General features: G+C 70.8%; 22 protein-coding genes. 16 read left to right on the forward strand and 6 right to left on the reverse strand.

The genetic code is table 11. From position 1 onward, the window contains the following. Positions 1–27: 27 nt before the first annotated feature. Positions 28–753: an eCIS core domain-containing protein gene (locus NZH93_RS12180; protein ID WP_259623153.1), complete on the forward strand. Its 726-nt coding sequence runs from the start codon at positions 28–30 to the stop codon at positions 751–753. A 264-nt stretch (positions 754–1,017) separates the two neighbouring features. Here the strand turns inward: NZH93_RS12180 and NZH93_RS12185 are convergent, their stop codons facing one another. Further along, on the reverse strand, positions 1,018–4,359 hold the full coding sequence (locus NZH93_RS12185) for a phage tail protein (RefSeq protein WP_259623110.1): 3,342 nt from the start codon (positions 4,357–4,359) through the stop codon (positions 1,018–1,020). Between the two features lie 150 nt (positions 4,360–4,509). On the opposite strand from NZH93_RS12185, the gene NZH93_RS12190 reads away from it, so the two are divergent. Genes NZH93_RS12190 through NZH93_RS12205 form a run of 4 tightly spaced genes read left to right on the forward strand, consistent with a single transcriptional unit; the run spans position 4,510 to position 7,095 of the window. Continuing rightward, entirely contained in the window at positions 4,510–6,045 is a 1,536-nt protein-coding gene (locus tag NZH93_RS12190; protein ID WP_259623111.1) for a phage tail sheath family protein, read from the forward strand. A 12-nt stretch (positions 6,046–6,057) separates the two neighbouring features. Beyond that, positions 6,058–6,501, forward strand: coding sequence for a phage tail protein (locus NZH93_RS12195; RefSeq protein WP_259623112.1), 444 nt, complete (start codon positions 6,058–6,060; stop codon positions 6,499–6,501). Between the two features lie 4 nt (positions 6,502–6,505). Then, positions 6,506–6,940 (forward strand): hypothetical protein, encoded by a 435-nt coding sequence (locus NZH93_RS12200; RefSeq protein WP_259623113.1) that lies wholly within the window; start codon positions 6,506–6,508, stop codon positions 6,938–6,940. Beyond that, positions 6,937–7,095, forward strand: a complete 159-nt coding sequence (locus NZH93_RS12205; RefSeq protein WP_259623114.1) for a DUF6760 family protein — start codon at positions 6,937–6,939, stop codon at positions 7,093–7,095. Before NZH93_RS12200 ends, NZH93_RS12205 begins: the two co-directional genes overlap by 4 nt. A 731-nt stretch (positions 7,096–7,826) precedes the next feature. Here NZH93_RS12205 and NZH93_RS12210 read toward each other — a convergent pair. Both NZH93_RS12210 and NZH93_RS12215 read right to left on the reverse strand, forming a co-directional pair. Further along, the gene (locus NZH93_RS12210) at positions 7,827–8,006 is read right to left on the reverse strand and encodes a hypothetical protein (protein WP_259623115.1); all 180 of its coding nucleotides are present in this window, start codon (positions 8,004–8,006) and stop codon (positions 7,827–7,829) included. Between the two features lie 18 nt (positions 8,007–8,024). Further along, positions 8,025–8,921 (reverse strand): hypothetical protein, encoded by an 897-nt coding sequence (locus tag NZH93_RS12215; RefSeq protein WP_259623116.1) that lies wholly within the window; start codon positions 8,919–8,921, stop codon positions 8,025–8,027. On the opposite strand from NZH93_RS12215, the gene NZH93_RS12220 reads away from it, so the two are divergent. The 11 genes from NZH93_RS12220 to NZH93_RS12270 all read left to right on the forward strand — a co-directional run bounded on the left by NZH93_RS12220 (position 8,911) and on the right by NZH93_RS12270 (position 20,504). Next, positions 8,911–9,549 (forward strand): hypothetical protein, encoded by a 639-nt coding sequence (locus NZH93_RS12220; protein ID WP_259623117.1) that lies wholly within the window; start codon positions 8,911–8,913, stop codon positions 9,547–9,549. The two genes, NZH93_RS12215 and NZH93_RS12220, sit on opposite strands and share 11 nt — an antisense overlap. A gap of 15 nt (positions 9,550–9,564) precedes the next feature. Continuing rightward, a complete protein-coding gene (locus NZH93_RS12225; RefSeq protein WP_259623118.1) occupies positions 9,565–9,996 on the forward strand; it encodes a phage tail protein in 432 nt (143 codons plus the stop codon). Positions 9,997–9,999: 3 nt separating this feature from the next. Continuing rightward, a complete protein-coding gene (locus NZH93_RS12230; RefSeq protein ID WP_259623119.1) occupies positions 10,000–10,767 on the forward strand; it encodes a CIS tube protein in 768 nt (255 codons plus the stop codon). Then, positions 10,757–12,577, forward strand: a complete 1,821-nt coding sequence (locus NZH93_RS12235) for a VgrG-related protein (RefSeq protein WP_259623120.1) — start codon at positions 10,757–10,759, stop codon at positions 12,575–12,577. The genes NZH93_RS12230 and NZH93_RS12235 overlap by 11 nt, the downstream gene beginning before the upstream one ends. 20 nt (positions 12,578–12,597) lie before the next feature. Continuing rightward, complete coding sequence (locus tag NZH93_RS12240; RefSeq protein ID WP_259623121.1) at positions 12,598–12,879, forward strand: PAAR domain-containing protein; 282 nt, start codon at positions 12,598–12,600, stop codon at positions 12,877–12,879. A gap of 3 nt (positions 12,880–12,882) precedes the next feature. Beyond that, the gene (locus NZH93_RS12245) at positions 12,883–13,293 is read left to right on the forward strand and encodes a GPW/gp25 family protein (RefSeq protein WP_259623122.1); all 411 of its coding nucleotides are present in this window, start codon (positions 12,883–12,885) and stop codon (positions 13,291–13,293) included. Then, a complete protein-coding gene (locus NZH93_RS12250; RefSeq protein WP_259623123.1) occupies positions 13,293–15,236 on the forward strand; it encodes a putative baseplate assembly protein in 1,944 nt (647 codons plus the stop codon). Before NZH93_RS12245 ends, NZH93_RS12250 begins: the two co-directional genes overlap by 1 nt. A gap of 2 nt (positions 15,237–15,238) precedes the next feature. Then, positions 15,239–15,778 carry a phage tail protein gene (locus tag NZH93_RS12255; protein WP_259623124.1) on the forward strand — a complete coding sequence of 180 codons (540 nt, stop codon included), beginning with the start codon at positions 15,239–15,241 and terminating at the stop codon, positions 15,776–15,778. Beyond that, positions 15,775–16,755: an NADase-type glycan-binding domain-containing protein gene (locus NZH93_RS12260; RefSeq protein ID WP_259623125.1), complete on the forward strand. Its 981-nt coding sequence runs from the start codon at positions 15,775–15,777 to the stop codon at positions 16,753–16,755. Before NZH93_RS12255 ends, NZH93_RS12260 begins: the two co-directional genes overlap by 4 nt. A 5-nt stretch (positions 16,756–16,760) precedes the next feature. Next, on the forward strand, positions 16,761–19,115 hold the full coding sequence (locus NZH93_RS12265) for a hypothetical protein (RefSeq protein WP_259623126.1): 2,355 nt from the start codon (positions 16,761–16,763) through the stop codon (positions 19,113–19,115). 84 nt (positions 19,116–19,199) lie between these two features. Further along, the gene (locus NZH93_RS12270) at positions 19,200–20,504 is read left to right on the forward strand and encodes a COG1470 family protein (RefSeq protein WP_259623127.1); all 1,305 of its coding nucleotides are present in this window, start codon (positions 19,200–19,202) and stop codon (positions 20,502–20,504) included. Between the two features lie 9 nt (positions 20,505–20,513). On the opposite strand, the gene NZH93_RS12275 is transcribed toward NZH93_RS12270, so the two are convergent. From NZH93_RS12275 to NZH93_RS12285, 3 genes are read right to left on the reverse strand one after another with little or no spacing between them, the layout of a single operon-like run. Then, complete coding sequence (locus NZH93_RS12275) at positions 20,514–21,152, reverse strand: helix-turn-helix transcriptional regulator (protein WP_259623128.1); 639 nt, start codon at positions 21,150–21,152, stop codon at positions 20,514–20,516. Further along, entirely contained in the window at positions 21,149–21,895 is a 747-nt protein-coding gene (locus NZH93_RS12280; RefSeq protein ID WP_259623129.1) for a response regulator, read from the reverse strand. Before NZH93_RS12280 ends, NZH93_RS12275 begins: the two co-directional genes overlap by 4 nt. Positions 21,896–21,901: 6 nt before the next feature. Next, complete coding sequence (locus tag NZH93_RS12285; protein ID WP_259623130.1) at positions 21,902–22,558, reverse strand: sensor histidine kinase; 657 nt, start codon at positions 22,556–22,558, stop codon at positions 21,902–21,904. Positions 22,559–22,749: the final 191 nt, after the last annotated feature.

The following is a 22,749-nucleotide window of genomic DNA, read 5'->3' on the forward strand; positions in this document are numbered from 1 at the left end:
CGGGACCTCGACCTCCGGGAGACGACCATGCGCGGCCACGACCACGAGTTGGAGAAGGACTTCCGGCCGAAGGGCGACCGGGTGGAGCGCCAGGACCAGGACCTGGTGGGACGCGCGGCGGCAGCGGGCCGCACCGACGTACTGGGCCCCGCGGGCCTGCTCGGCTTGCAGCGCGCCGTCGGCAACGCCGGCGTGACCACCCTGGTCGAGGAGGAACGCTCGCCCGTGCACGACGTCGTCAACTCCGGCGGCGGCGCCCCGTTGGCAAACGACCTCCGCGCGGACATGGAGGGCCGACTCGGTCACGACTTCGGGGACGTCCGCGTGCACACCGACGGCGCGGCGCACGAGTCGGCGAAGTCGGTGAACGCGCAGGCGTACACGGTGGGCACGAACATCGTGTTCCAGCGCGACAAGTACGACCCGGCGTCGGATGCCGGCAAGCACATGCTGGCGCACGAGCTGACGCACGTGGTGCAGCAGCGCAGCGGGCCGGTGGAGGGCACGGAAGCGGGCGGCGGGGTGAGGGTGAGCGATCCCTCGGACCGGTTCGAACGCGAGGCCGTGTCGAACGCGGACCGCGTGATGTCGGCTGGTCCGGTCGCGGTGCCGGGTGTGTCGGCGGTGCAGCGGTGTGAGGACCACGGTGACGCCTCTGTGCAGCGGGAGGAAGCGCCAGCGGCGGAGGAGGGGGAAGAGGAGAAGATGGCGCAGACGTTCGTGCAGCGGGAGGAAGAGGAGGAGATGGCGTAGGGGGATGCGGTAAACCACCACGCTGTCCGGGTTTGGCAGCTACATTCTCGCCGATGCGCGCTCTGTGTGGACGGGTCGAGGGCAACGGCGCGAAGGCTTACCGGCGACGAGAGAACGCGACGACAAGTACGACCCGATGTCGGACGCGGGCACATCGCCATCTTGCACGCTGATCGCTCTCTGCACGGCAGTCCTGCCTGATCGCCAGCACCATCCGCCCGCTTGGTACCAGATCAACCTGGCCAGGCGTCCAGCCGAGTTGATCTAGTGGGTTCCTACCTTCGTCACTCGGTTGGCTAGCCTGGTTGCGGTCTCGATGATCGGCCCTTCCCAGTGCTTGTTGAACTCGACCTTGGTGGCGAGCTGCTTGAGGTCCCAGCCGAGATCGACCAGGGCGACCAAGTCCTTGCCGAGGGTTTTCTTCTGCCGGTCCATTCGGCCTTCGTAGACGGCTCTGATCGCCAAGACGAACTGCGCGTCGTCGCCGATGTCGCGGCGCGCTTCCGCGATGCGTTGTTTGAGCACTTTCGCGCACGCCTGGCAGGGGCTCGCGCTGAGTGCGAAGACCAGTTGCGGCTTCTTGTACTCTTCGCCATTCCGGCGTGCCGTGTCCTTGTTCTTGGCCACCTGCGCGGTGACGACCTTGATCGCGTTGTTCCAGTGTGGTCCTAGCATCACTTCGGCATGGACGCCCGTGCCGGCGTCGTTGTACTCGGCCTGTCCGATGACGGTCCCGTCTACCGTGATGGCTGCGATTACGTAGTCCCGCTTGGCGTCGTCGCCGTACACCTCCCTCGCCTTGTTCTCGAATACCTTCCTCAGGTCTTCCACCTGCTGTTTGCCCATATTGCGGAAGACGTGTTCGAAGGGGATGCGGGCCTCGTCCTCCGGGCTTGCGGTTGCTTTGACGGCGATGGTGGACAGGTCGGGGGCTGCCTCCACGGTGAGGCTCTTGAGTCCATCGGGCTGATAGCGCCGTCGAATTCCATCGAGAACCGGTTTGATGTCGTCGACCTTCTCCTTGCCACGCAGGGCTGTGGTTGCGTCTCTGATCGCAGCCTTCTTCACCTGGGAGGTCTGAGCGGTCTCCAGGTCGTCCTTCTTCTTGTCCTTCTTCCCGAACGCCTTCTTGAAGAGCTTCTTCCCCGCCTTCACGATCGTGCCCACGACCGAGTCGACCACCTTGCCCACCGGCGCCTGGATCTTGTCCAGGATGGACTTGATCTTTTCCGAGATGCCGCCCAACCCGAGCAGGCTCGCCAGGAACCCGAGCACCATCGGCAGTGCCTTGGCGAGGGTCTTCTCGATCAACCCCGCGACCGCCCCCACACCTCCACGGGCGATCGACTCGATCGAGTCCAGCACCGAGTCCACGAACTCCTTGATCTGCGCCGCCTTGTCGACGAAGAACATCACGATGTCGTAGATCGCCTTGCAGGCCTTGATGAACGCCGCCGCCGGGTTGAGCAGGGAGATGATCCAGGTGATGCCCGCCTTCACGATCTTCTCGATCACGAATTCCTTGATCTGGCCCAGCACCATCTCCTTCAGGTCGCCGAGCTTCTCGACCACCCACTTCCACAGCCCCGGCACGCCCTCGGTGATCAGGATCTTGACCACCTCGAACGTCGATTCCAGCTTCGACAGCACCGGTTCGGGGATGAAGCGCAGGATTCGGGCTCGTACGCTCGCCCAGGTCAGCCCGAGGATCGAGAGGATCATCTTCAGGATGCCCTTGGCGTCGAACGTCTCCGGGATCTCGATGCCGGCGCTGGCGAGGCTGCCCAGCAGCCACGCCTTCAGGCCCGCCTTGAGGTGGTCGACGATGTTGGCGCCGAAGTTCACGACGCCGGTCTTCACCGCGTTGACCAGGTTCCCGAGGAACTCGATCGGCTTCTTGATGATCAGGTCGATCGAGCCCGCCGCCCTGGCGAGCACGCCCAGCAGCATGTCCTTGAGCTTCGTGATCGTCTCGATCGCGCCGCCGACGGCCTCCTTCGCCTTGTCCCACAGGCCCTTGTTCTCGGCCTGGAGGCTCTTGATCTCCTCGTCGACGGCGTTGCGCGCGGCCGTGTACTTCTCCGCCAGGTCCTCCACGAGGCCCTGCTGCTTCTCGTCGACCGACTTCTCCAGGTCGTCGAACTGGCCGCCGAACTCCTTCGCGGCCTCGTCCGCGATCTTGCGCAGCGCCGGGGACTGCGAGTCGACCTTCTTCTTGACCTTGTCGCGGCCCTCGGCGATCAGCCGCTTCGCCTCGGCGAGCTGTCCGCCGATGTAGTCGGCGACCTCGCCGATCACGAGCTGCATCTGCGACTCGTAGACCTTCTTCGCCTCCAGGAACAGGGTGTTTGCCTCGGCGGGCAGGCCGGCGAACAGGTCGTACGTCCAGCACGCGGCGCCGGAGACGCCGTCGTACCGCTCGTCCTTGTACTTCGCCATCCGCGCCTTGTGGTCGGCCGTGAACGCGGCTTTCGCCTTCGCCTCACCGGTTTCGAACCGCTTGGCGACCTCGCCGTCGAGGCCGTTCAGCACGCCCTCGACCTTCGTCCTGGTCTCGTCGAAGATCGCCTTGATCTCGCCGGTGACCCGCGCGCGGTCCTGCTCGTCCTTCGCCTTGGTGGCGGACTTGTTGGCCTGACCGCGTTGTCCGCTCGCGGCGCGGGCACCGGTCAGCCCGGTGACGGCGGTCTGCCCGCTCGCCTGGGCGGCCGAGGTCGCGGAGGCCAACTGGTTCGCCTCCGACGCTCGGACGGCGGCGGGCGCGGCGGCGGTGTGCTTCTCGCCCTCCTGCTTCGCCGCCAGCGCGCCGGTCAGCTCGGGCTCGTTCGACTGGGCGAGCTGCTCGTCGGTCACGCCGGACTCGGCCATCCTGCCGTGCGTCTCGCACTGGTCGGCGCGCAGGTCGGTCTGCTCGGCGGGTGCCTTGTCCGGCACGGCTTTCCGCGCGTCGGGCGGGGCCAGCGCGGGAGGCGCAGGCGCGGCGGGCAGCGGGGTGACGGGCTTCTCCACCGCCTTGCCGGTGTCCGGGGCCTCCTTGGTCTTGTCCGTGACGTCCTTGGCGGACTGCTCCTTGCCTGCGCTGACCTTGCCCATGACGTCGGTCTTGATCTGGTCGGCCTTGCCGGACGTGGCGAACTTGTCCGCCTCGTCGAGGTTCTGCGGCGCCTGCTTGGTGATGGCCGCGTTGACGGCGGCGATGAACGCCGCCTTGTCGAAACCACCCGGCTTCGCCCCGGCCATCTTGTCCGCCTGCGCGGCCTTCGCCTGCGCCTCCTTGTCGTCCGCGGGAGCGACGGCGGCGTCCTGCGACTTCTTCACCTCGGAGCCCGCGGGTGGATGCGCCTTGGCGGACTTGGCCTTGCCCGCGACGTCCTGCTCGAGCGACCGGAACTTCGGGTCGGTCGCGGGGGTGACGCCCGCGGGGGCGACCGGGGGAGCGGGGCACTGCCGCTGCACGGCGATCAGGTTCGCCACGGCCGCGTTGCCCGCGGTCGCCTGGAGCACCAGCAGACCGGGCGGTGGCGTTCTCCGGGCGCGGGGCGCGGGCCGTGGCACGCGCGCGACCACGGCCTGGTCGCGTGCGGGCACGTCCCGGCCAGGTGCCATGCGTCCACTGTCGGCTCGACGGGGGCGGCGAACAACGTCCAAAGGGGCAGCGATCAGTTCCCCCTGGCCCATCCCCGTGGTCGTTTCGCGGCCCGTTGGGGCACAGCACGATCGTGGTACCGCTGGATCCGTTCGACCAGGGAGGCACGGATGCCCACCTACTACTCGCCGGGCGTGTACGTCGAGGAAGTGGAGGCGGGAGCGCGCCCGATCGAGGGTGTCGGCACCGCGGTCGCCGCTTTCGTCGGGTTCGCGGCGGAGGGGCCCTTCAACACACCGACGCTGGTGTCGAACTGGTCGCAGTACACGCAGATCTTCGGGGACTTCGTCCGCGACTGCTACCTGGGCCAGTCGGTGTACGGGTACTTCCTCAACGGTGGCAGCAACTGCTACATCGTCCGGATCGGCGGACCCCGCGACAACGGGTCAGCGCCCGGCCCCAAGAGCCCGCAGGCCGTCCTCGGCGGCTACCGGTTCGCCGCGAAGCAGGTGCAGGCGGGCAGGGGCGCAGGCGACATCACCGTCGAGGTCGCCGAACCGGGCGGCGAGAACCCGCCGGAGGACCGGTTCACCGTGTTGGTCAAGCAGCACGGCAAGGTGGTCGAGACGCACAACGTGACCACGAAGCGCACGAAGGACAACGTCGTCACCGTCGTCCAGGAGAAGTCCAGCCTGGTCACGGTCGAGGAAGCGGGGTCGGGCGCGGTGGCCGTGAAACCGGACCGGGGCAGCGTGACGCTCCAGCAAGAGCCCGAAACCGCTCCGGTGCCCAAGAAGGTCGCCGCCGTCGACTACGTCGGGGACGTCTCGGACCGCACCGGTTTCGGTGGCCTGGAAGCGGTCGACGAGGTCACGATGGTCGCGGTGCCGGACCTGATGAGCGCCTACCGGCGCGAGCTGATCAGCCTGGAGGACGTCAAGACGGTGCAGCTCGCGATGATCGCCCACTGCGAGCTGATGGGCGACCGGATGGCCGTCCTCGACCCGCCGCCGGGGCTGTCGCCGCAGCAGGTCAAGGACTGGCGCACGGTCGAGGCGGGCTACGACTCGAAGTACGCCGCCCTCTACTACCCGTGGGTGAAGGTCTTCGACCCCGCCTGCAACGACAACGTGTTCATCCCGCCCAGCGGCTACATGGCGGGCGTGTGGGCGCGCACCGACGGCGCCAGGGGCGTGCACAAGGCACCGGCCAACGAGGTCGTGCGCGGAGCCGTCACGCTGGAGACCCAGCTCACCAAGGCGGAGCACGACCTGCTGAACCCCATCGGCGTCAACTGCGTGAGGTCCTTCCCCGGCAGGGGCATCCGGGTCTGGGGCGCGCGAACCCTGTCTAGCGACCCGGCCTGGCGCTACCTGAACGTCCGCAGGCTGTTCAACTACCTGGAGGAGTCGATCCTCAACGGCACCCAGTGGGTGGTGTTCGAACCGAACGACGACGCGCTGTGGGCCCGCATCCGGCGCACCATCAGCGCTTTCCTGGTCAACGAGTGGCGCAAGGGCGCCCTCTTCGGCCTGACGCCGGACGAGGCGTTCTACGTCAGGTGCGACCGGGAGACCAACCCGGCCGAGAGCATCGACATCGGCCAGGTGGTCTGCGAGGTGGGGGTCGCTCCGGTGAAACCTGCGGAGTTCGTCATCTTCAGGCTCGCCCAGTTCTCCGGCGGCACCAGCCTGGTCAACGAGTAAAGGCGGTAGATCATGGCTCTTCCCGACCTCGACACCTCGGTAGGCCACTCCTTCGGCCTCGAAGTCGACGGCGTCGCCATCAAGCAGATCTCCGAGGTCAGCGGACTGAAGATGGAGCAGGACGTCATCGAGCTGAAGCAGAACACGGCGGACGGCAAGTACGTCATCAAGAAGCTGCCCGGCAGGCCGAAAGCGGGCGAGGTGACGCTGACCAGAGGTCTGACCGGCGACAACAGCTTCGAGAAGTGGGTGAAGGACGCGCACTTCGGCAAGATGGCGACCGCGCGCAAGGGCGGCGCCATCATCGTCTACGACTACGAGGGCCAGGCGATCAAGCGCTACAAGCTGACCAACGCGTGGCCGAAGAGCCTGGAGATCGGCTCCCTCAAGGCGGGCGACACCAGCGTCCTCACCGAGAAGCTCGTGGTGACCTACGAGATGATGGAAGTCGAGTGAGCCGATGCGCAGGGTGATGACCGCCGCCCCGCCCGAGGCCCGGCCGGAGGGCCGCCGCGAACAGCCGGAGCTGCGCACCGAGTTCGCCTTCGAACTGCCGCGCGGCTACGTCGACGACGACGGCGCGGTGCACCACTCCGGCCTGATGCGGCTGGCGACGGCGCGGGACGAACTGGTGCCGCTGCGCGACGACCGGGTGCGGGAGAACTCGGCCTACCTCACGGTGGTGCTGCTCGCCAGGGTCGTCACGCGCATCGGCGGGATCACCGACGTGCACGCGGGTGTCATCGAGAACCTGTTCGCGTCGGACCTGGCGTTCTTGCAGGACATGTACCGGAGGATCAACAGCGAGGGGCACACGAGGGCCGGTGTCGCCTGCCCCGAGTGCGGTCACAACTTCGTGGTCGACGTCGCGGGCGGGCGCCTGGGGGAATCGTGACGTACGCGGCCGACCGCCTGCACGAGGAGGTCGCGTACGTGGCGTACCACTTCCACTGGTCGCTCGACGACATCCTCGACCTGGAGCACGCCGACCGGCTGCGGTACGTCGGCGAGATAGCCCGCATCAACACGAGGATCAGCCAAGGGCGGTGAAGCGCGATGTGGCCGTGGCGACGGAAGGACGCGGCGGGCCCGGCCGCACCGCCGGTCCGGCGCGGCGAGTGGCGGACGCTGCCGCCGATCCAGCGGATCGTGCCGGAACACCCGCTGGTGAACCCGGTGCAGCGGTTCGCCGACTCGTTGACGTCGTGGCGGAACCCGTCCTACCTCGCGCCGCTCGGGCATGAGGTAGGGCCCGCGGAACCGGCGGGTGTCATCTCGGACTACGCGCGTCCAGCGGCCGTCGACCTGCCGGTCGCGCGGCCACCTCGACGACGACCGTCCACAGTGGGCGGTGCCTGGTCGCGGGTGCGGGACCTGGTGGCCCAGCGGAGTGTCGCCCCGGCCACCTCTCCGGCGGACGTGCCGCCGCGGGTGGAGGCCGAGACCCCGGTGTTCGACGACTCGGTGGTCGACGACTCGGCGGTTGCAGAACCCGAGGTGGGTGAGGGGCCCGTCTTGCCGGAACCCGTGGTGCACGGGGACTTCGTGTCTCCGGAGGTCGCGGTTGCCGAAGAACCCTTTGCGACGGCGGAAGTCGTGCCGTCCGAGGAGCCTGTGAGCACGCTGGGACAGCCGAGGGTGGGTGACTCCGAGCCGCCCGCTGAACCGGTGCGCCACGCTGTGTCGCAGGACTCGATGACACCTGTTGTTCCCCAACGGGTTGAGGTCGACCGCACTGCACCCGTACCGCAGGTGCAGCGGGCTGTCACGCCGGTTACTGTTCAGAGAGCGCAGGTGGCCGAGTCGCGGGACCGCCTGAGCGCGGTGAAGGCGGACCGGGAGCCGGAGCCGCTGGTGCAGCGAGAGGTTTCCGCTGTTGTGGCGGAGGAGAGGTCCACGGCGGCGGTCGTGGTGGAACCCGCGGTGGCGGACGTCGTCACCTCGCCCGCGCCACTGGTCATCGGGCAGGCGCCCGAACGTCACGAGTCCTCGCCGGTGCTGTCGAGTCTGTCGGTGCAGCGTGTGGACGGCCCGGCGTCTGGAAGCGCGCCGGAACCGTTGGCGCGGCAAGAGTTCCGGCCTGTCCTCCAGGAGGCGGACGAGGTCGCGGCTCCTGTGGTGTCTCGGGTCGTCGAGTTGCCAAGTCCGGTCGTGCGGCGAGCGGTCGAGGTTTCCGCGCCACCTGAGGTTCGGCACGAGGTGCAGAGGGTCGAGGCGCGGGAGAGCGTCAGACCGGTGTTGTCGCCCGCGCCACCTGCGGTGGTGCAGCGCCAGGTTTCCCCGGTCGAGGAGGTGGGACGTCCGGAGGTCACCGTGGTGCGTCGGCGAGGCCTCGGCCCGCCGATCCTGCCGCAGTCCGAACCGAGTCGGCCACTACCGCCGCCTCCGGCCCCGCAGACGGCGGTCCAGCGCGTGCCCGAGACGACGCCGATGCCGGACACCGCGCCGACGCCGGAGGCGGTGCCGACATCGGAGACCACGCCTGAATCTGAGACCGTGCCGACGTTGGGAATGGTGCCCGGACCGGAGACCACACCGAGCCCGGAACCGGTGTCGCCGACACCGACGCTGCAAACCGTGTCCATGTCGGAGCCGGTGCCCATGTCCATGCCGAAGCCGATGTCGGTGTCAGTGTCGAGATCTGCGCCGGTGTCGGAATCGGTGCCGAATCCGGGGACCGTGTCGGTGTCGAGGTCTGTGCCGGTGTCAGCGTCGGTGCCGATTCCGGGGACTCTGCCGATGTCGGGGACTGTGCCGATGTCGGGAACTCTGCCTATGTCAGGGACTGTGCCGATTCCGGAGACCGTGCCGGCACCGGGGATGGTGCCGGCACGGGACCCGGTGTCGCGGCCCGAGGTGGTTCCCTTGGCGCGCATGGAATCGTCGGCCGACTACCGCCCCGCCGACTACCGCTTGGCCGACCACCACCCCGCCGACTACCGCCCTGCCGACCACAGCCCCGACCACAGCCCCGACCACCGTCCCGCCGTGCAACGCCTCCAAGAACCACCCGCCCCTCCACCGACCGACCGGATCGAGCTGGTCGGCGAGCGCCCCCTGCTCGTCAACCAGGTCGAGACCAGCGCGGGTGACGTGGTGCGGCCGTGGACGGCGGACACCCCGGTGCTCCAACCGACCGGCCCCCCGAACCGGTCCCAGGCCGCGTTGCGGGGTGGGACCGGGGACGTGCCCGTCGCGGTGCCGCCGATCGTCTCCCGGCTGGTCGAGGGCGCGCCGCTCGCGGTGGCCACGAGGCCCGCCGTCGAGGCGCCGGTCCAGCGCGTGGAGCAGGTCGTGCGGTCGTCGACGGTCGTGCAGCGCGAGGAGGTCCCGGACGTTCCCCCGGCCGCGGCGAGTCCTCCCGCCGCGGCGGTACCGGCCGCTCCGGCGGGCGAGCCGGAGGACCTGGTGAAGAAGTTGTACGACCCCTTGCTGCGACGGCTGAAGGCCGAGCTGTGGCTGGACCGCGAGCGTCGCGGGGCGCTCACCGACGTGTGGAACTGACTGGAGGGCGTCGCGATGACGGAAATCGAGGAGGCGGTCGCCGTCTGCTTCGTGGTGCGGATCGACGACGAGAGCCTCGGGTCGTTCAGCGGCTGCGACGGACTCGGCTGCGAGTTCACCATGGAGCAGCGGGAGGAGGGCGGCAACAACGGCATGGTGTGGCAGTTGCCGACCCGGATCAAGTACTCCAACGTCAAGCTCACCCGGCCGGTGACCAGGGAGAGCGCGAAGATCACCGCCTGGATCGCGGGCATGGCGAGCGGCGTCACCCGCAAGACCGCGACCATCGAGGCCCGCACGCTGGGCGGCACCAAGATCGCGAGCTGGGAGCTCGCCGAGGTCGTCCCGGTGCGGTGGAGCGGTCCCCAGCTCTCCGCGGACTCGCCGAAGGTCGCGACCGAGACGCTGGAACTGGCGCACCACGGCTTCCTGACCCCGGCGCGGTGAGGCATGGCCACCCCCGTCACGTTCACCTCGGCGGGCAGCCCGCCGCCCAGCGCCTACGGATCGGGCTCGACGCCGAAGAGCCTCCAGAAGGCGCTGCTCAGCGTCCACGAGCCGAACAAGACCGGCGACATCACCAAACCGGGTCCGCTGATGTTCGACATCGAGTTCCAGTTCAACCCAAAGGAACTCTCGCTGACCAAGAACGCCAAGTGGGGCCGCGACAACCAGCCCAACCACCCGAAGAGCGGCCCGCCGCAGTTCAAGGGCTCCGACCCGTGCAAGCTGTCGCTGGAGGTGTTCCTGGACGCCACCGCGAAGATGGACGACCTGGTGGTCAAGAAGGTCGAGCAGCTCTTCACCTGCTGCGTCCCGACCGAGGACAGCCGTGGCCAGGGCAAGGGCTCGCCCCCGTGGGTCAAGTTCAAGTGGGGCGAGATGACGGGGTTCACGTCGTTCGTGTCCAGCGTCAGCGCCAAGTACACGTTGTTCACGCCCGGCGGGATCCCGGTGCGGGCGGTGTGCACGGTCGCGCTGGAGGAGATCTCCGGCGAACTGGGCGGCCAGAACCCGACCTCCGGCGCGCTGGAGATGCGGAACTCGCACCTGCTCGTCGCGGGCGACACGCTCCAGTCGCTGGCCTACCGCGCCTACGGCAACGCCGAGCTGTGGCGCGAGATCGCGCGGGCCAACGACATCGACGACCCGATGCGGCTGCGACCGGGCTCCCGGCTGCTGGTGCCCGCGCTGGAGGAGGTCCAGCGTGCCCAATGAGAGCTTCGCGAACAGCCTCGTCGTGGAGGTCGACGGCAACCCGCTGCCCGCGGACGTCAAGGCGCTGCTCACCTACGCCTACGTCGACGACAGCCGGAACCTGCCGGACGTGTTCGTGCTCCGCTTCCGCGACGTGGGGCACGTGGTGCTCGCCAAGGGAGGGTTCAAGATCGGGGCCAAGGCGGTGCTGAAGGTGCAGACGTCCGATCCCGGTGGGCCGCGACCGCTGCTGACCGGCGAGGTCACGGCGGTGGGGCTCGACGCCGACGGCAACGGCACGTTCACCGAGGTGCGCGGCTACGACCTGGCGCACCGCCTCTTCCGCGGCACGCGGGTCGCGGTGTACCCCGGCATGACCGTGGCCGACGTGGTGCGCAAGGTCGCGCTGCGGGCGGGGTTGCAGGTCGGTCAGGTCGACGACGTGCGCGGTTTCGGCGGCGGGCCGAACACCCAGTTCAGCCAGGACAACGTCAGCGACTGGGAGTTCCTGTCCCGGCTCGCGGGCGCGGTCGGCGCGCAGATCGCCGTGCTGGACGGGAAGCTCGACTTCCGCCTGCCGGAGAAGCCGAGCGGGGCACCCGACACCAAGGCCAAGGCCCGCAGCAACCCGCTGGTGCTGGAGATGCACCGCACGCTGATCTCGCTGCGCGCCGCGATCACGGCCGCCGGGCAGGTCCCCGAGGTCGAGGTGCGGGGCTGGGACTTCGAGGCCAAGAAGGAGGTGTCGGCGACCGCGAAGCCGAACCCCGCGGGCACCGAGGTACCGGGTCTCGACCCGGTGGCGATGGCCGGGCAGTTCGGCAGCCCGCCGTTCCTGCGCGCCGACCCGCCGTGCCGCACGCACGCCGCGGCCAAGGCGACCGCGGACGCGCTCGCCGCGCAGCTCGGCACCGCGTGCGCGGAGCTGACGGGGGTGGCGAGGGGCAACCCGAAGCTGCGCGCGGGCGCGGCGGTGGCGCTGGTCAACGTCGGCGAACCGTTCGTCGGCAAGTACACCCTGACCAGCACGCGGCACCTGTTCACCGCGGACGTCGGCTACAGCACCGAGTTCACCGTGTCCGGCAGGCAGGAGCGCTCCCTCTACGGCCTGGCCAACGGCGGTGGTCCGGCCACCAGACAAGCAGGTGTCGTGCCCGCGATCGTCAGCGACGTCAAGGACCCCGCGAAGCTCGGCCGCGTCAAGCTCACGTTCCCCTGGCTGTCCAAGGACTTCACCAGCGGCTGGGCCCGCACCGTGCAGAGCGGCGCGGGGAAGGGGCGCGGGGCGCTGGTGCTGCCGGAGGTCGGCGACGAGGTGCTGGTCGGTTTCGAACTGGGCGACTTCGAGGCGCCCTACGTCCTGGGCGGCCTGCACAACGGCAAGGACAGCCCGCCGACGCTGTCGACGGAACCGGTCGACGGGAGCAGCGGTGAGATCGCCGCGCGCGGGTTCACCTCCCGCAAGGGGCACAAGATCGAGTTCGTCGAGCAGGACGGCATCGTGATCTCCAGCGGTGACGGGAAGTTCACCGTCCGGCTCGACCAGCGCAAGCAGGTCGTCGAGGTCACCAGCGGCAAGAGTGTGACGGTCAAGGCGGCCAACGGCGTCACGATCGACGCGGGGAACGGGCCCCTGGAGCTGAAGGGCCAGAAGATCTCCGCCAAGTCCGCGAGCGACGTGGCCATCGAGGCGAGCGCGGCGCTGACGCTCTCGGGCACGTCCGGGGTGAAGGTCGAGGGCGCGACGGTCTCGGTCGCGGGCCAGGGCCAGGCGGAACTGACGGCGAGCGGCGCGGTCACCGTGCGCGGCGGCGTCGTCCGGATCAACTAGGCGGAGTGGGAGGAGGACGGATGCCACCAGCGGCGAGGGTCGGGGACCCCACGGGCCATCCCGGCGTGGTCGGGCCCCCCGGCGTGCCGACCGTGCTGATCGGCGGGATGCCCGCGGCGACGGTGAGCACGCAGCACATCTGCTCGTTCCCCGGTCTGCCACCGCACCCGCCGACGGTGATCGCGCCGCCGGGGTGCCCGACCGTGCTGATCGGCGGGCTGCCCGCCGCGCGGATGGGCGACCTCTCGGCGTGCGGGGCGCCGATCGTCGTGGGGTGCCCGACCGTGCTGATCGGAGGATGAGACGTGGACTTCGTAGGGCGGGGACTGGCCTTCCCGATCCACACCGACGTGACCGGGTCGATCGCACTGGTGGGCGGCGAGCGCGAGATCATCGAGAGCATCCGGCTGATCCTGGCGACCTCGCCGGGGGAACGGCCGATGCGGCCGGAGTTCGGCTGCGCCATCCACGACCTGGTGTTCGCGCCCGCCGACACCGCGACCGCGGGCCAGATCGCCTACGAGGTCCGGCTGTCGCTGGAGCGGTGGGAACCGCGGATCGTCGTGACCGACGTGGTCGTGCGCTTCGACGAGGTCGACCAGGGCACGCTGCTGATCGACGTCCGGTACTCGGTGCGCAGCACCAACGACCCGCGCAACCTGGTCTTCCCGTTCTACGTCATCCCGCCGCACGAGTCGGACGAGGACGGTGCCTGATGTCCCTGCCCACCCCCAACCTGGACGACCGGCGCTTCCAGGACCTCGTCGACGAGGCCAAGCGGAGAGTGCAGCAGAAGTGTCCGGAGTGGACGGACCACAACGTGTCCGATCCGGGTGTGACGCTCATCGAGGCGTTCGCGCACATGGTCGACGAGCTGATCTACCGGGTCAACCGCGTGCCGGACCTGCACTACCTGCGGTTCCTCGACCTGATCGGGGTGCGGCTGTTCCCGCCTACCGCCGCGCGCTGCGAGGTCACCTTCTGGCTGTCCGCCCCTCGTGAGACGCCGGTCGTCGTCCCGCGCGGAGCCCAGGTGGCGACCGAGCGCAGCGAGGTGGAGGAACCGGTGGTCTTCAGCGTCCACCGCGAGCTGACGGTGGTCCCGTGCTCGCTCGCCCACCTCGCCACGTCGGTCGCCGACCAGGGGTCGCCGCCGCTGGACCGCACCGACGACCTCCTCAGCGGCAAGGAGCCCGGTTGCTTCGACACCCCTCCGGCGGCGGGTGACGCGGTGCTGTTCGGCCTGTCCGAAGCGGTTCCCGGCTGCGCGGTGCTGCTGCGGATCGACTGCCGGGCGGAAGGCCGCGGCGTGGACCCCCGTGACCCGCCCTGGGTGTGGGAGGCGTGGAACGGCACGGACTGGACGGCGTGCGAACTCGACCGGGACACCACGGGCGGGTTCAACAAGCCGGGCGACGTCGTGGTGCACGTGCCGCGCACGCACACCACGTCGATCCTCGCCCGGCAGCGGGCGGGCTGGTTGCGCTGCCGGGCGGTGCCACCGAGGTCCGACCAGCCGTTCTACCAGGAGTCGCCGAAACTGGTCTCGGTCACCGCCGCGACGATCGGCGGCACGACCGACGCGACGCACGCCGACATCGTGCGCAACGAGACGATCGGCGTGTCCGAGGGCGTGCCCGGCCAACGCTTCCCGCTGTCCCGCGTGCCGGTGGTCGTCGACGAGGGCGCGCTGGTGGTCGAGGTGGCCGCGACCGGTGGCTGGGAGGAGTGGACGGAGGTCAGCTCGTTCGCTGAGTCCGGGCCCGCCGACCGGCACGTCGTGCTCGACCGGGTCGGTGGCGAGGTGGCGTTCGGGCCCGCCATCCGGCTCCCCGACGGCGGAATCCTGAACCACGGCGCCGTGCCCGCCAAGGCGGCGGCGATCAGGGTGCCCGAGTACCGCACGGGCGGCGGCCCGCGCGGCAACGTCGCGCGGGGTCTTCTGCTGGTGCAGCGCGACCCGATCCCCTTCGTCAGCGGCGTGGTCAACCGCAAACCCGCGACCGGTGGGGTGGCGGGAGAATCGGTGCGCGACGCGGCGGTCCGCGGTCCGCTGTCGCTGCGCAGCCGCGACCGGGCGGTCACCGCGGAGGACTACGAGTCGCTGACCCGCGAGGCGGCCCCCGAGGTCGCGAGGGTCCGCTGCGTGCCCGTCGGCCCCGGCTCGGAGGCGGTCCGCGTCCTCGTCGTGCCCGCGGTGGCCGAGCACGACGTCCTGGAGTTCGCCTCCCTCCGCCTCGATCCGGCCGTGCGCACCAGGATCGAGAAGCACCTCGACGAACGGCGGTGCGTCGGTGCGCGGGTCTCGGTGGAACCGCCGTTCTACCAGGGGGTGACCGTGGTGGCGCAGGTGCGCGCCGGCACCGGGACACCCGTGGACCTGGTGCGGGCCCGCGCCTCGCGGGCGCTCTACGACTACTTCAACCCGATCGGCGGCGGCCCGGACTCGACGGGCTGGCCGTTCGGGCGGCCCGTCCAGTCCGGCGAGGTCTTCGCGGTGCTCCAGCGGCTGCCCGGCGTGGAGCTGGTCGAGGACATCCGGCTGTTCGGGGCCAACCCGGTGACCGGCGAGCGCGGCGGCGCGGTGCCGCGGCTCGACCTGCCGGTCAACGGTCTCGTCTTCCCGTTCGGCCACCAGGTTCGAGTGACGCGGAGCTGATCATGAGAACAGGCGAAACCACGCTGCCCACCGCCCGTCCGCTCGGGGAGCGGTTGCCGGGCGTCTACGTCGAGGACCTGTTCACCCAGCGGTTCACCGCGGCGCTGGACGAGGTGCTCGCCCCGGTGTTCGCGACGCTGGACTGCTTCGCGGGCTACCTGGACCCGCGCCTGGCGCCCGAGGACTTCCTCGACTGGCTCGCCTCCTGGGTGGCGCTCGACGTCGGCGAGGGTTGGACGGTGGAGCGGCGGCGCGAGCTGGTCGCGAAGGCCGTCGACCTGCACCGCTGGCGGGGAACCGGGCGGGGGCTGGCCGACCACGTCGCGCTGCTGACCGGCGGCGAGGTCGAGGTGGTCGACAGCGGTGGCTGCACCTCGACCGACCAGCCGGGGCTGCCCCTGCCGGACACGGGCCCGCCCAGCGTGGTCGTCCGGGTGCGGGTGCCGGACCCGGCGGCGGTCGACGTCGCACACCTCACCAGCGCGGTCGTCGGGGCCGTGCCCGCGCACGTGACCGTCCACGTCGAGGTGATCGCGCCATGACCGTCTGCGTGCGGTGCGGGGAGCACAACGCGGTGGGCACCGAGTTCTGCGGGGCGTGCGGCGCCTTCCTGGAGTGGGAGGGCGCGGACGCGACCGTCGCGGAGCCCGCCAGGACCGTCCAGCCGTCGGCCATGCAGCCCGCCGAACAGCGGACCGCGGCACCGAAGCACGGGCCCGGTCCCACCCGGCCGCGAGCGGCCCAGCCCGGCGACCTGATCTGCGGCCAGTGCGGCAGCGGCAACGCGCCGGTGCGGCGGTTCTGCGGCCGGTGCGGCGCCTCGCTCGTCGAGGTCGCCGTCGTCGCGCAGCCGTGGTGGCGCCGCTGGATCCCGAAGCGGGAACCCGCGACGCTCAAGGCGGGCGCGCGACCGGGCCGCGACGGGGTGCACCGCCGGACCGGGCTCGGCCCCGCGGTGCGCGGGGTCCTCCGGGTCGTCCGCTGGCTCGTCGCCGTCCTGCTGGTGGTGTCCGCCGCGCTCTACGGGCTGTACTCGCCCTTCCGACAGGCGGTGAACGACCAGGCGCTGTCCTGGAAGCAGGACGTCGAGGACGTGTTCGTCACCCGGCTCGCCCCGGTCCGGCCGACCGCCGTGACGGCCACCGTCGAACGGCCGGACCACCCTGGGAACCTGGTCGTGGACAACGCCTTCAACACCTACTGGGCGGCTCCGGTCGACCAGGGCGAGCCCGCGCTGGTGCTGACCTTCGACCACCCGGTCGACCTGCGCAAGGCGATCGTCCGCGTCGGCGTCGAGAAGGAGTTCCAGTCCGCGCACCGGCCGCGGAGCTGGCACCTCGTGTACTCCACGGGCAAGACCTACGACGTGGACCTCGCCGACACCCCGGACCCCCAGGAGATCACGCTGGACAACGGGGAGGGCAGCACGAGCGTGGAGGTGCACGTCGTCGCGCTGCACCGGTCGTTGCAGGGCACGGACGTGGCCATCTCGGAGATCGAGCTCTTCGAACGGGGATGAGGACGGTGCGAGCACGCGCGAGCCGGGTGGCGGTGGTGATCGTGGTCGCCGCGGCGCTGCTGACGTCGCCGCGGGTCGTGGTGGCGCACGACGTCGGCGCCAACCTGCCGGGAGGGACCAGCATCGCGGTCTCGGTCGACACCCCGGTGAACGGGACCGTGCTGCCGCCCGGCCCGGTCGCGGTGGCGGGCACGGCGTCGATCGGCGTCGGCCAGCCCGTGGCCAGCACCGGGCTCGTCTACGTGCTGGACGTGTCCGGCAGCACCGACAACCCGGCGATCACCGGGTGCGGCGGCGACCAGAACGGCGACGAGGCGCCCGATCGGGTGCTGGACTGCGAGATCGCCGCGGCCAGGGCCCTCAACGGCCGAGCGGCCGACGCGCGGACCGTCGGCGGGGTGGGCGCCGTGGTGTTCGCCTCGGAGGGTGCCACGGCCGACGTCGGGTCCGACGAGGGGGACCAACTGGTCACCAGGCCGGACGGCGGTGACATCGTCGGGATGCTGACCTCGCTGTTCTCCGAGTTCGGTGGCAACGGTGGAGCCCGTCGCCACTCCCCGAGGACCGTGGGGGTGGAAACCAACTTCGCCGCGGGCATCCTGAAGACGACCACGGTCGTGTCCGCGCTGCGGGACTCCGACCTGCCGAACCAGGTCGTCGCCTTCATCTCCGACGGCCAGTCGACCGTCGAGGGCGACCTGGACGCGGCACTGGCGACCCTGCCCCAGACCGCGAGCGTGTACACGTTCGCGGTCGGCGCCGCGTCCTCCTGCGACCAGCCGGGCACCCAGGGCAGCCTGGCGCACATCGCGGAGAAGGCCCGCGGCACGTGCACGAAGGTGGACGACATCGCGTCGCTGCCCACCATCGTGCCCGGCGTGATCGCCTCCCGGCTGACGTCGCTGACGCTCAGCGTCGACGGCGGACCGTCGACGGCGATCACCGACGTCACACCCGCCGTGCCCCACGACGGCCCGGTCGCGGTCACCTACCGGACGACCACCGGCCCGCTCCCGGCCGGTGCCCACCGGTTGTGCGTCACCGCGAGCGGCAGCGACGGCGGTGGCGCGGGCGGCGTGACCGACTGCCACACCGTCACCCTGGACGTCGCGCCGACGGTGAGCCCCGGCGGACCGTACACCGGGTTGCAGGACACCGCGGTGCCGATCCAGGGCTCCGTGGTCGACCCGGACGGGCCGACCTCGACCACGGCGTGGAGCGTCGTGCCGGGAGTGGGCGTGGATCCCGCCGCGCGCTGCGTGTTCGGCAACGCGGCGGCGCTGTCGACCACGGTCTCCTGCGACGACGACGGCGTCTACGCCTTGACGTTGACCGCGACCGACGGCGTGACCCCTCCGGTCGCCGCGAGCACCACCCTGACGCTGACCAACGGCGTGCCGGTGGTCAGCGCGGGCGGACCGTACTCGGGGCAGGAGAAGACACCCGTGCCCATCACGGGCACCGCCGTCGACCCGGACGGTCCCGAACGGACCTCGGTGTGGACCAGCGCCCCCGCCGCTGGCACGCCGGCGACCGCGACCTGTTCGTTCACCAACGCGGCGGCGTTGTCCACCGTCGTCACGTGCACCGATGTCGGGGCCTACGTGCTGACCCTGACGGTGTCCGACGGCGTCAACCAGCCGGTGGCTGCCACGGCCGCGCTGACCCTGTCCGCGACACCGGAGGTCAAGGGCCCCTTGTCCTTGAGCGCGGAGGTCGCGCCGATACCCGGCTACGTCGGTGGTGACGACGTGGTCGTGTCGTACACGGTCCGCAACGGCAGCCCCTCGGTGATGCCGTCCGTGCGGATCACCACCACGTTCGGGGACGTCCTGCCCGCGCCGAAAGCGGTGTCACCAGCGGGATGCGCGGCCAGCGGCGCGGTGTGCGATCTCGGTGACCTCCAGCCGGGGCAGAGCGTCCAGGCGCGGATCACGGTCGGCGCCGGGACGGCGGTCGACGCCGAGGTGTCCGCGACCGTGGCGACGACCGGTCCGGACGTCGACCCGGCCGACAACACCGCGACCGCCCGCGTGGTCATCCGCGAGCCGAGCGTCGAGGTGGCCCCGCGGATCGGCGCACAGGGCTTCGTCACGCGGGCCGTGGGCAAGGACTTCCCGCCCGGCGCGGTCGTCCGGCTGACGTGGTCCGTCGGCATCTCGCAGACGCCCGGCGAGGTCACCGTCGGCGTGGACGGGACGCTGGACGCGCAGGTGCTCGTGTTCCACCGCGACACCCTGGGGGAGAGGGAGCTGGTCGTGACGGCGGTCAGCGGACCGGCGTTCACCCCCGCGCGGTCGAACCCGTTCCTCGTCGTGCCGCGCACCGTGCAGCCGCACGGCTTCGTCACGCGGGGCTGACTGCCCTTTGGGGCAGCGGGTGATGTCCCCGTCCGCACCCCTCCGCCCGTCCCCCGCCCACCGATCGGATCGGAGACTCGACCCATGGGAGCAACCGCCACGTTGTCCGCAGCGGGTCTCACCGTGGAGCCCGGCCAGGAGGTCACCTGCGCCGTGACCATCCGCAACACCGGTGAGGTCGTCGACCAGTTCGTCGTCGACGTGGTCGGTGACGCGGGCGGGTGGGCGACCGCCGAACCGCCCTCGGTGAACCTGCTGCCGGGGGAGTCGGCCGAGGTGGTGGTCACGTTCGCGCCGCCGAAGGCCTCGGACGTCCCCGCCGGGGAGGTGGGCTTCGGCGTGCGGGTGACCTCGCGGGAGGACCCGTACGGCTCCGTGGTGGAGGAGGGCGACCTCCTGGTCGGCTCGTTCAGCGACGTGGCGGCGGAACTGGTGCCCGCCAAGGCGGAGGGCAGCACGCGGGCGAAGTACGAGATCGCGCTGGACAACCTCGGCAACCACCCGGTCACCGTGCGGCTGCGGCCGGTCGACCCCGAGGACGAGCTGGACTTCCGGGTGGCGCGGTCCGACGTCGTGCTGCCGCCCGGCACCGCCGGGTTCGTCCGGATGCAGGCCCGACCGAGGAAGAAGTTCCTGCGGGGGCAACCGAAGAGGCACACGTTCCGGGTCGAGGTCGTGCCCAGCAGCGGTGAGCCGCTGGCGGCCGACGGCACGATGGTGCAGCGACAACTGCTGCCGAGGTGGCTGCTGCCCGCGCTGCTGGCGCTGCTCGCGCTGGCGGTGCTGCTGGTGACCCTGTGGTTCGCGGTCTTGAAGCCCGCGGTGCGGTCGGCCGCGCGGGAAGCGACCGCGCAGCAGGCGGAGGAGGTGAAGGTCGCCGCGCAGAAGGCGGAGGACAAGGCGGCCGCGGCGGCGGGCGACTCGGCGCAGGCGAAGCAGAACTCGGAGAAGGCGATGGAGGCCGCGGGTCTGGACCCGGCCAACCCCGAGGCCGGGCCGACCCCCGGCGCGCGGCCGTCGACGCCGCCGACCGAGCCGACGGACTTCCGGGTGGCGGCGGACGCGGCGATCGTCGGTGACGCGGAGCGGTTCACCGAGTTCACCTTCACCCCGGAGGACGACAAGAAGACCCTCGTGGTCACCGACCTGATCCTGCAAAATCCCCGTGGTGACAACGGGACCGTGAGGATCCTGCGCGACGTGGAAGGCACCAAGAGCGTGCTGCTCGAGGTGGGCCTGGCGAACTTCCGCGACCTCGACCACCACTGGTTGCAGGCCTGGCGGTTCAAGCCGGGTGAGAAGGTCGTCTTCGCGGTGAGCTGCCAGAACCCGAGCGAGAAGGGCAACTGCACCCCGTCGGCGTCCTTCTCCGGCCGGACCGAGGGCTGACCGGTGCGGTCAGATCAGCCCCTCGCGCAGGGCGAACGCGACGGCGTGCGTGCGGTTGCGGAGCTGGAACCGGTTGGTGATGTCGTGCAGGATGCTCTTCACCGTGCGCTGCGAGTAGCAGAGCTTCTCGGCCACCTCCCTGGTCTCGAAGCCCTCGGCGATCAGCCGCAGCACCTCGGTCTCCCGGTCGGACATCCCCGCCAGGTTCCACCCGTTGGGGTTCAACACGTTGCGCTGCAAGCGGGACACCCGGTCGAGCAGCCTGCCGAGCAGGTCCGCGGGCAGCGCGCCCTCACCGGCCGCGGTCGCCTTGATCAGCCGGACCAGCGTGTCCGGTGTGGCCTCGGACCGCCGGATCACCGCCGAGACACCGCTGCTCACGACGTTCAGCAGGTCCGCGTCGCCGACCTCGCCCGCGATCAGGACGATTCCGGGGTAGTTGTGGCACTGGAGCTTGCGCAGGAGCTGCCGGACCTCGTCGTCCACTCGGTCGAGCACGACCAGCGCGACGGGCGGCGGTGAGGTCGTGTCCGCGAGGTCCGCGTCGACGAGGCGGAGTTCCGGCCTGGACCGCAGCGCGGCCAGGACGCCTGCTCGGGTGATGGAATCCGTGGCGTGGAGTACGACCGGGACCTGGTCAGTGATCATCGTGGTGCTCCGCCCTGGTGGTCGACTTCGGTGTTCCCATGGTCTCGACCCGCGGTGTCCCGAGGCCATGGGACCTGTGTCCCGACCTGTCCCGTCTCCGCGGCCAGACCCGCTTGGCGCGCCTTGGAGATCGCCTCGTTCCGGTCCGCGACGTGCAGCTTGCGGATGATGTTGGACACGTGGTTGCGGACGGTCTTCGGGCTGAGCACCAGCGTCCGCGCGATCTGGCCGTTGCCGCCGCCCTCGGCCACGAGGCGGAGGACTTCCCGCTCCCGCGAGGTGAGTTCGGGGAACGCCTCCTGCCGGGACCGGCCACCGGGATCGAAGTACGTCAGCAACCGCGCGGCTATCGACGGGCTGAAGATCGCCTCGCCGTCGCCGACCGCGCGGACGGCGCGGACGACCTGCTGGGGCCGCGCGGCTTTGAGGAGGTAGCCGCGAGCGCCCGCCCGCATCGCGGCGAACACGAACTCGTCGTCGTCGAACATGGTCAGCACCAGCACGCCGACGTGGCGGTCGCCGCTCACGATGCGCCTGGTCGCCTCGACGCCGTCGAGGTCCGGCATGTTGAGGTCCATGACCACCACGTCGGGAGCCAGCGCCGCGGCCAGCGCGACGGCCGCCGCACCGCCCGCGGCCTCACCGACCACCTCGATGCCCGTCGCGGCGTCGAGCGTCGCCGACAGCCCGTAGCGGAACATCGGGTGGTCGTCCACGACCAGCGCCCGCAGAGCAGACGGCATGTCCGCTCACATCCCGCTCGCGACGGGCAGGTCGACGGCGACACGGGTACCGCCGCAGCTCCGGCGCTCGACCACCCACGTGCCCCCGAGTTCCTGCGCGCGGTCCCGCATCGACCGCAGGCCGACGCCGCCGGACCCGCGCGGGGCGAGCCAGACGCCGTCGTCGACCACCTCGACGTGCAGGTCGCCGTCCAGCCACACGCGCACGACGCAGCGGTGCGCCCCGGCGTGGTTGGCCACGTTGGTCAGCGCTTCGCAGATGATGCGGTAGGCGGCCACCTCGACGGCCGGGGGCAGCTCGCCGAGGTCGCCGTGGATCACGACCTCGATGTCGTCACCCGCGGGCAGCCTGCCCGCGAGGGTCGCGCCGTACGCGCGAACGGCCTCGGCGAGGCCGGACCGGGCGAGCACCGACGGGTAGGCGCTCGCGGCGAGCCGCCGGATCTCGCCGATGGCGGCGTGCATCTCGCCCTCCAGCCGGGCGAGCAGTCGCTGTGCCGAGCTCGGATCGTGGGCGACGAGGTTGCGCGCGGCGCGCAGCCCGAAGACGACGGCCGCGAGCGACGGGCCGAGTCCGTCGTGCAGGTCGCGCAGGATCCGGCGACGTGCCTCGTCTGGGTCGGGATGGTGGGCATCGGCAGGGACGAGGAATTCCCGGCGCACGGCTCCTCCCCACGGTGGAGGACGGACCAACCTCGGGGGTGTGGTTGGCTCTGGTCGACATCCCTCGTGACGGCCCCCTGACGCTAGAGTCGCACGTCCTTCCCCTGTCGTTTCAGGATTTCCGGTAGATCCCACGATAGGGCGAACCGGTTGCCCCGTCCGTACTCAAGGGGTGATGGGGATGAGGGCCC

This window comes from Umezawaea endophytica (assembly GCF_025061645.1).
GTDB lineage: Bacteria > Actinomycetota > Actinomycetes > Mycobacteriales > Pseudonocardiaceae > Umezawaea > Umezawaea endophytica.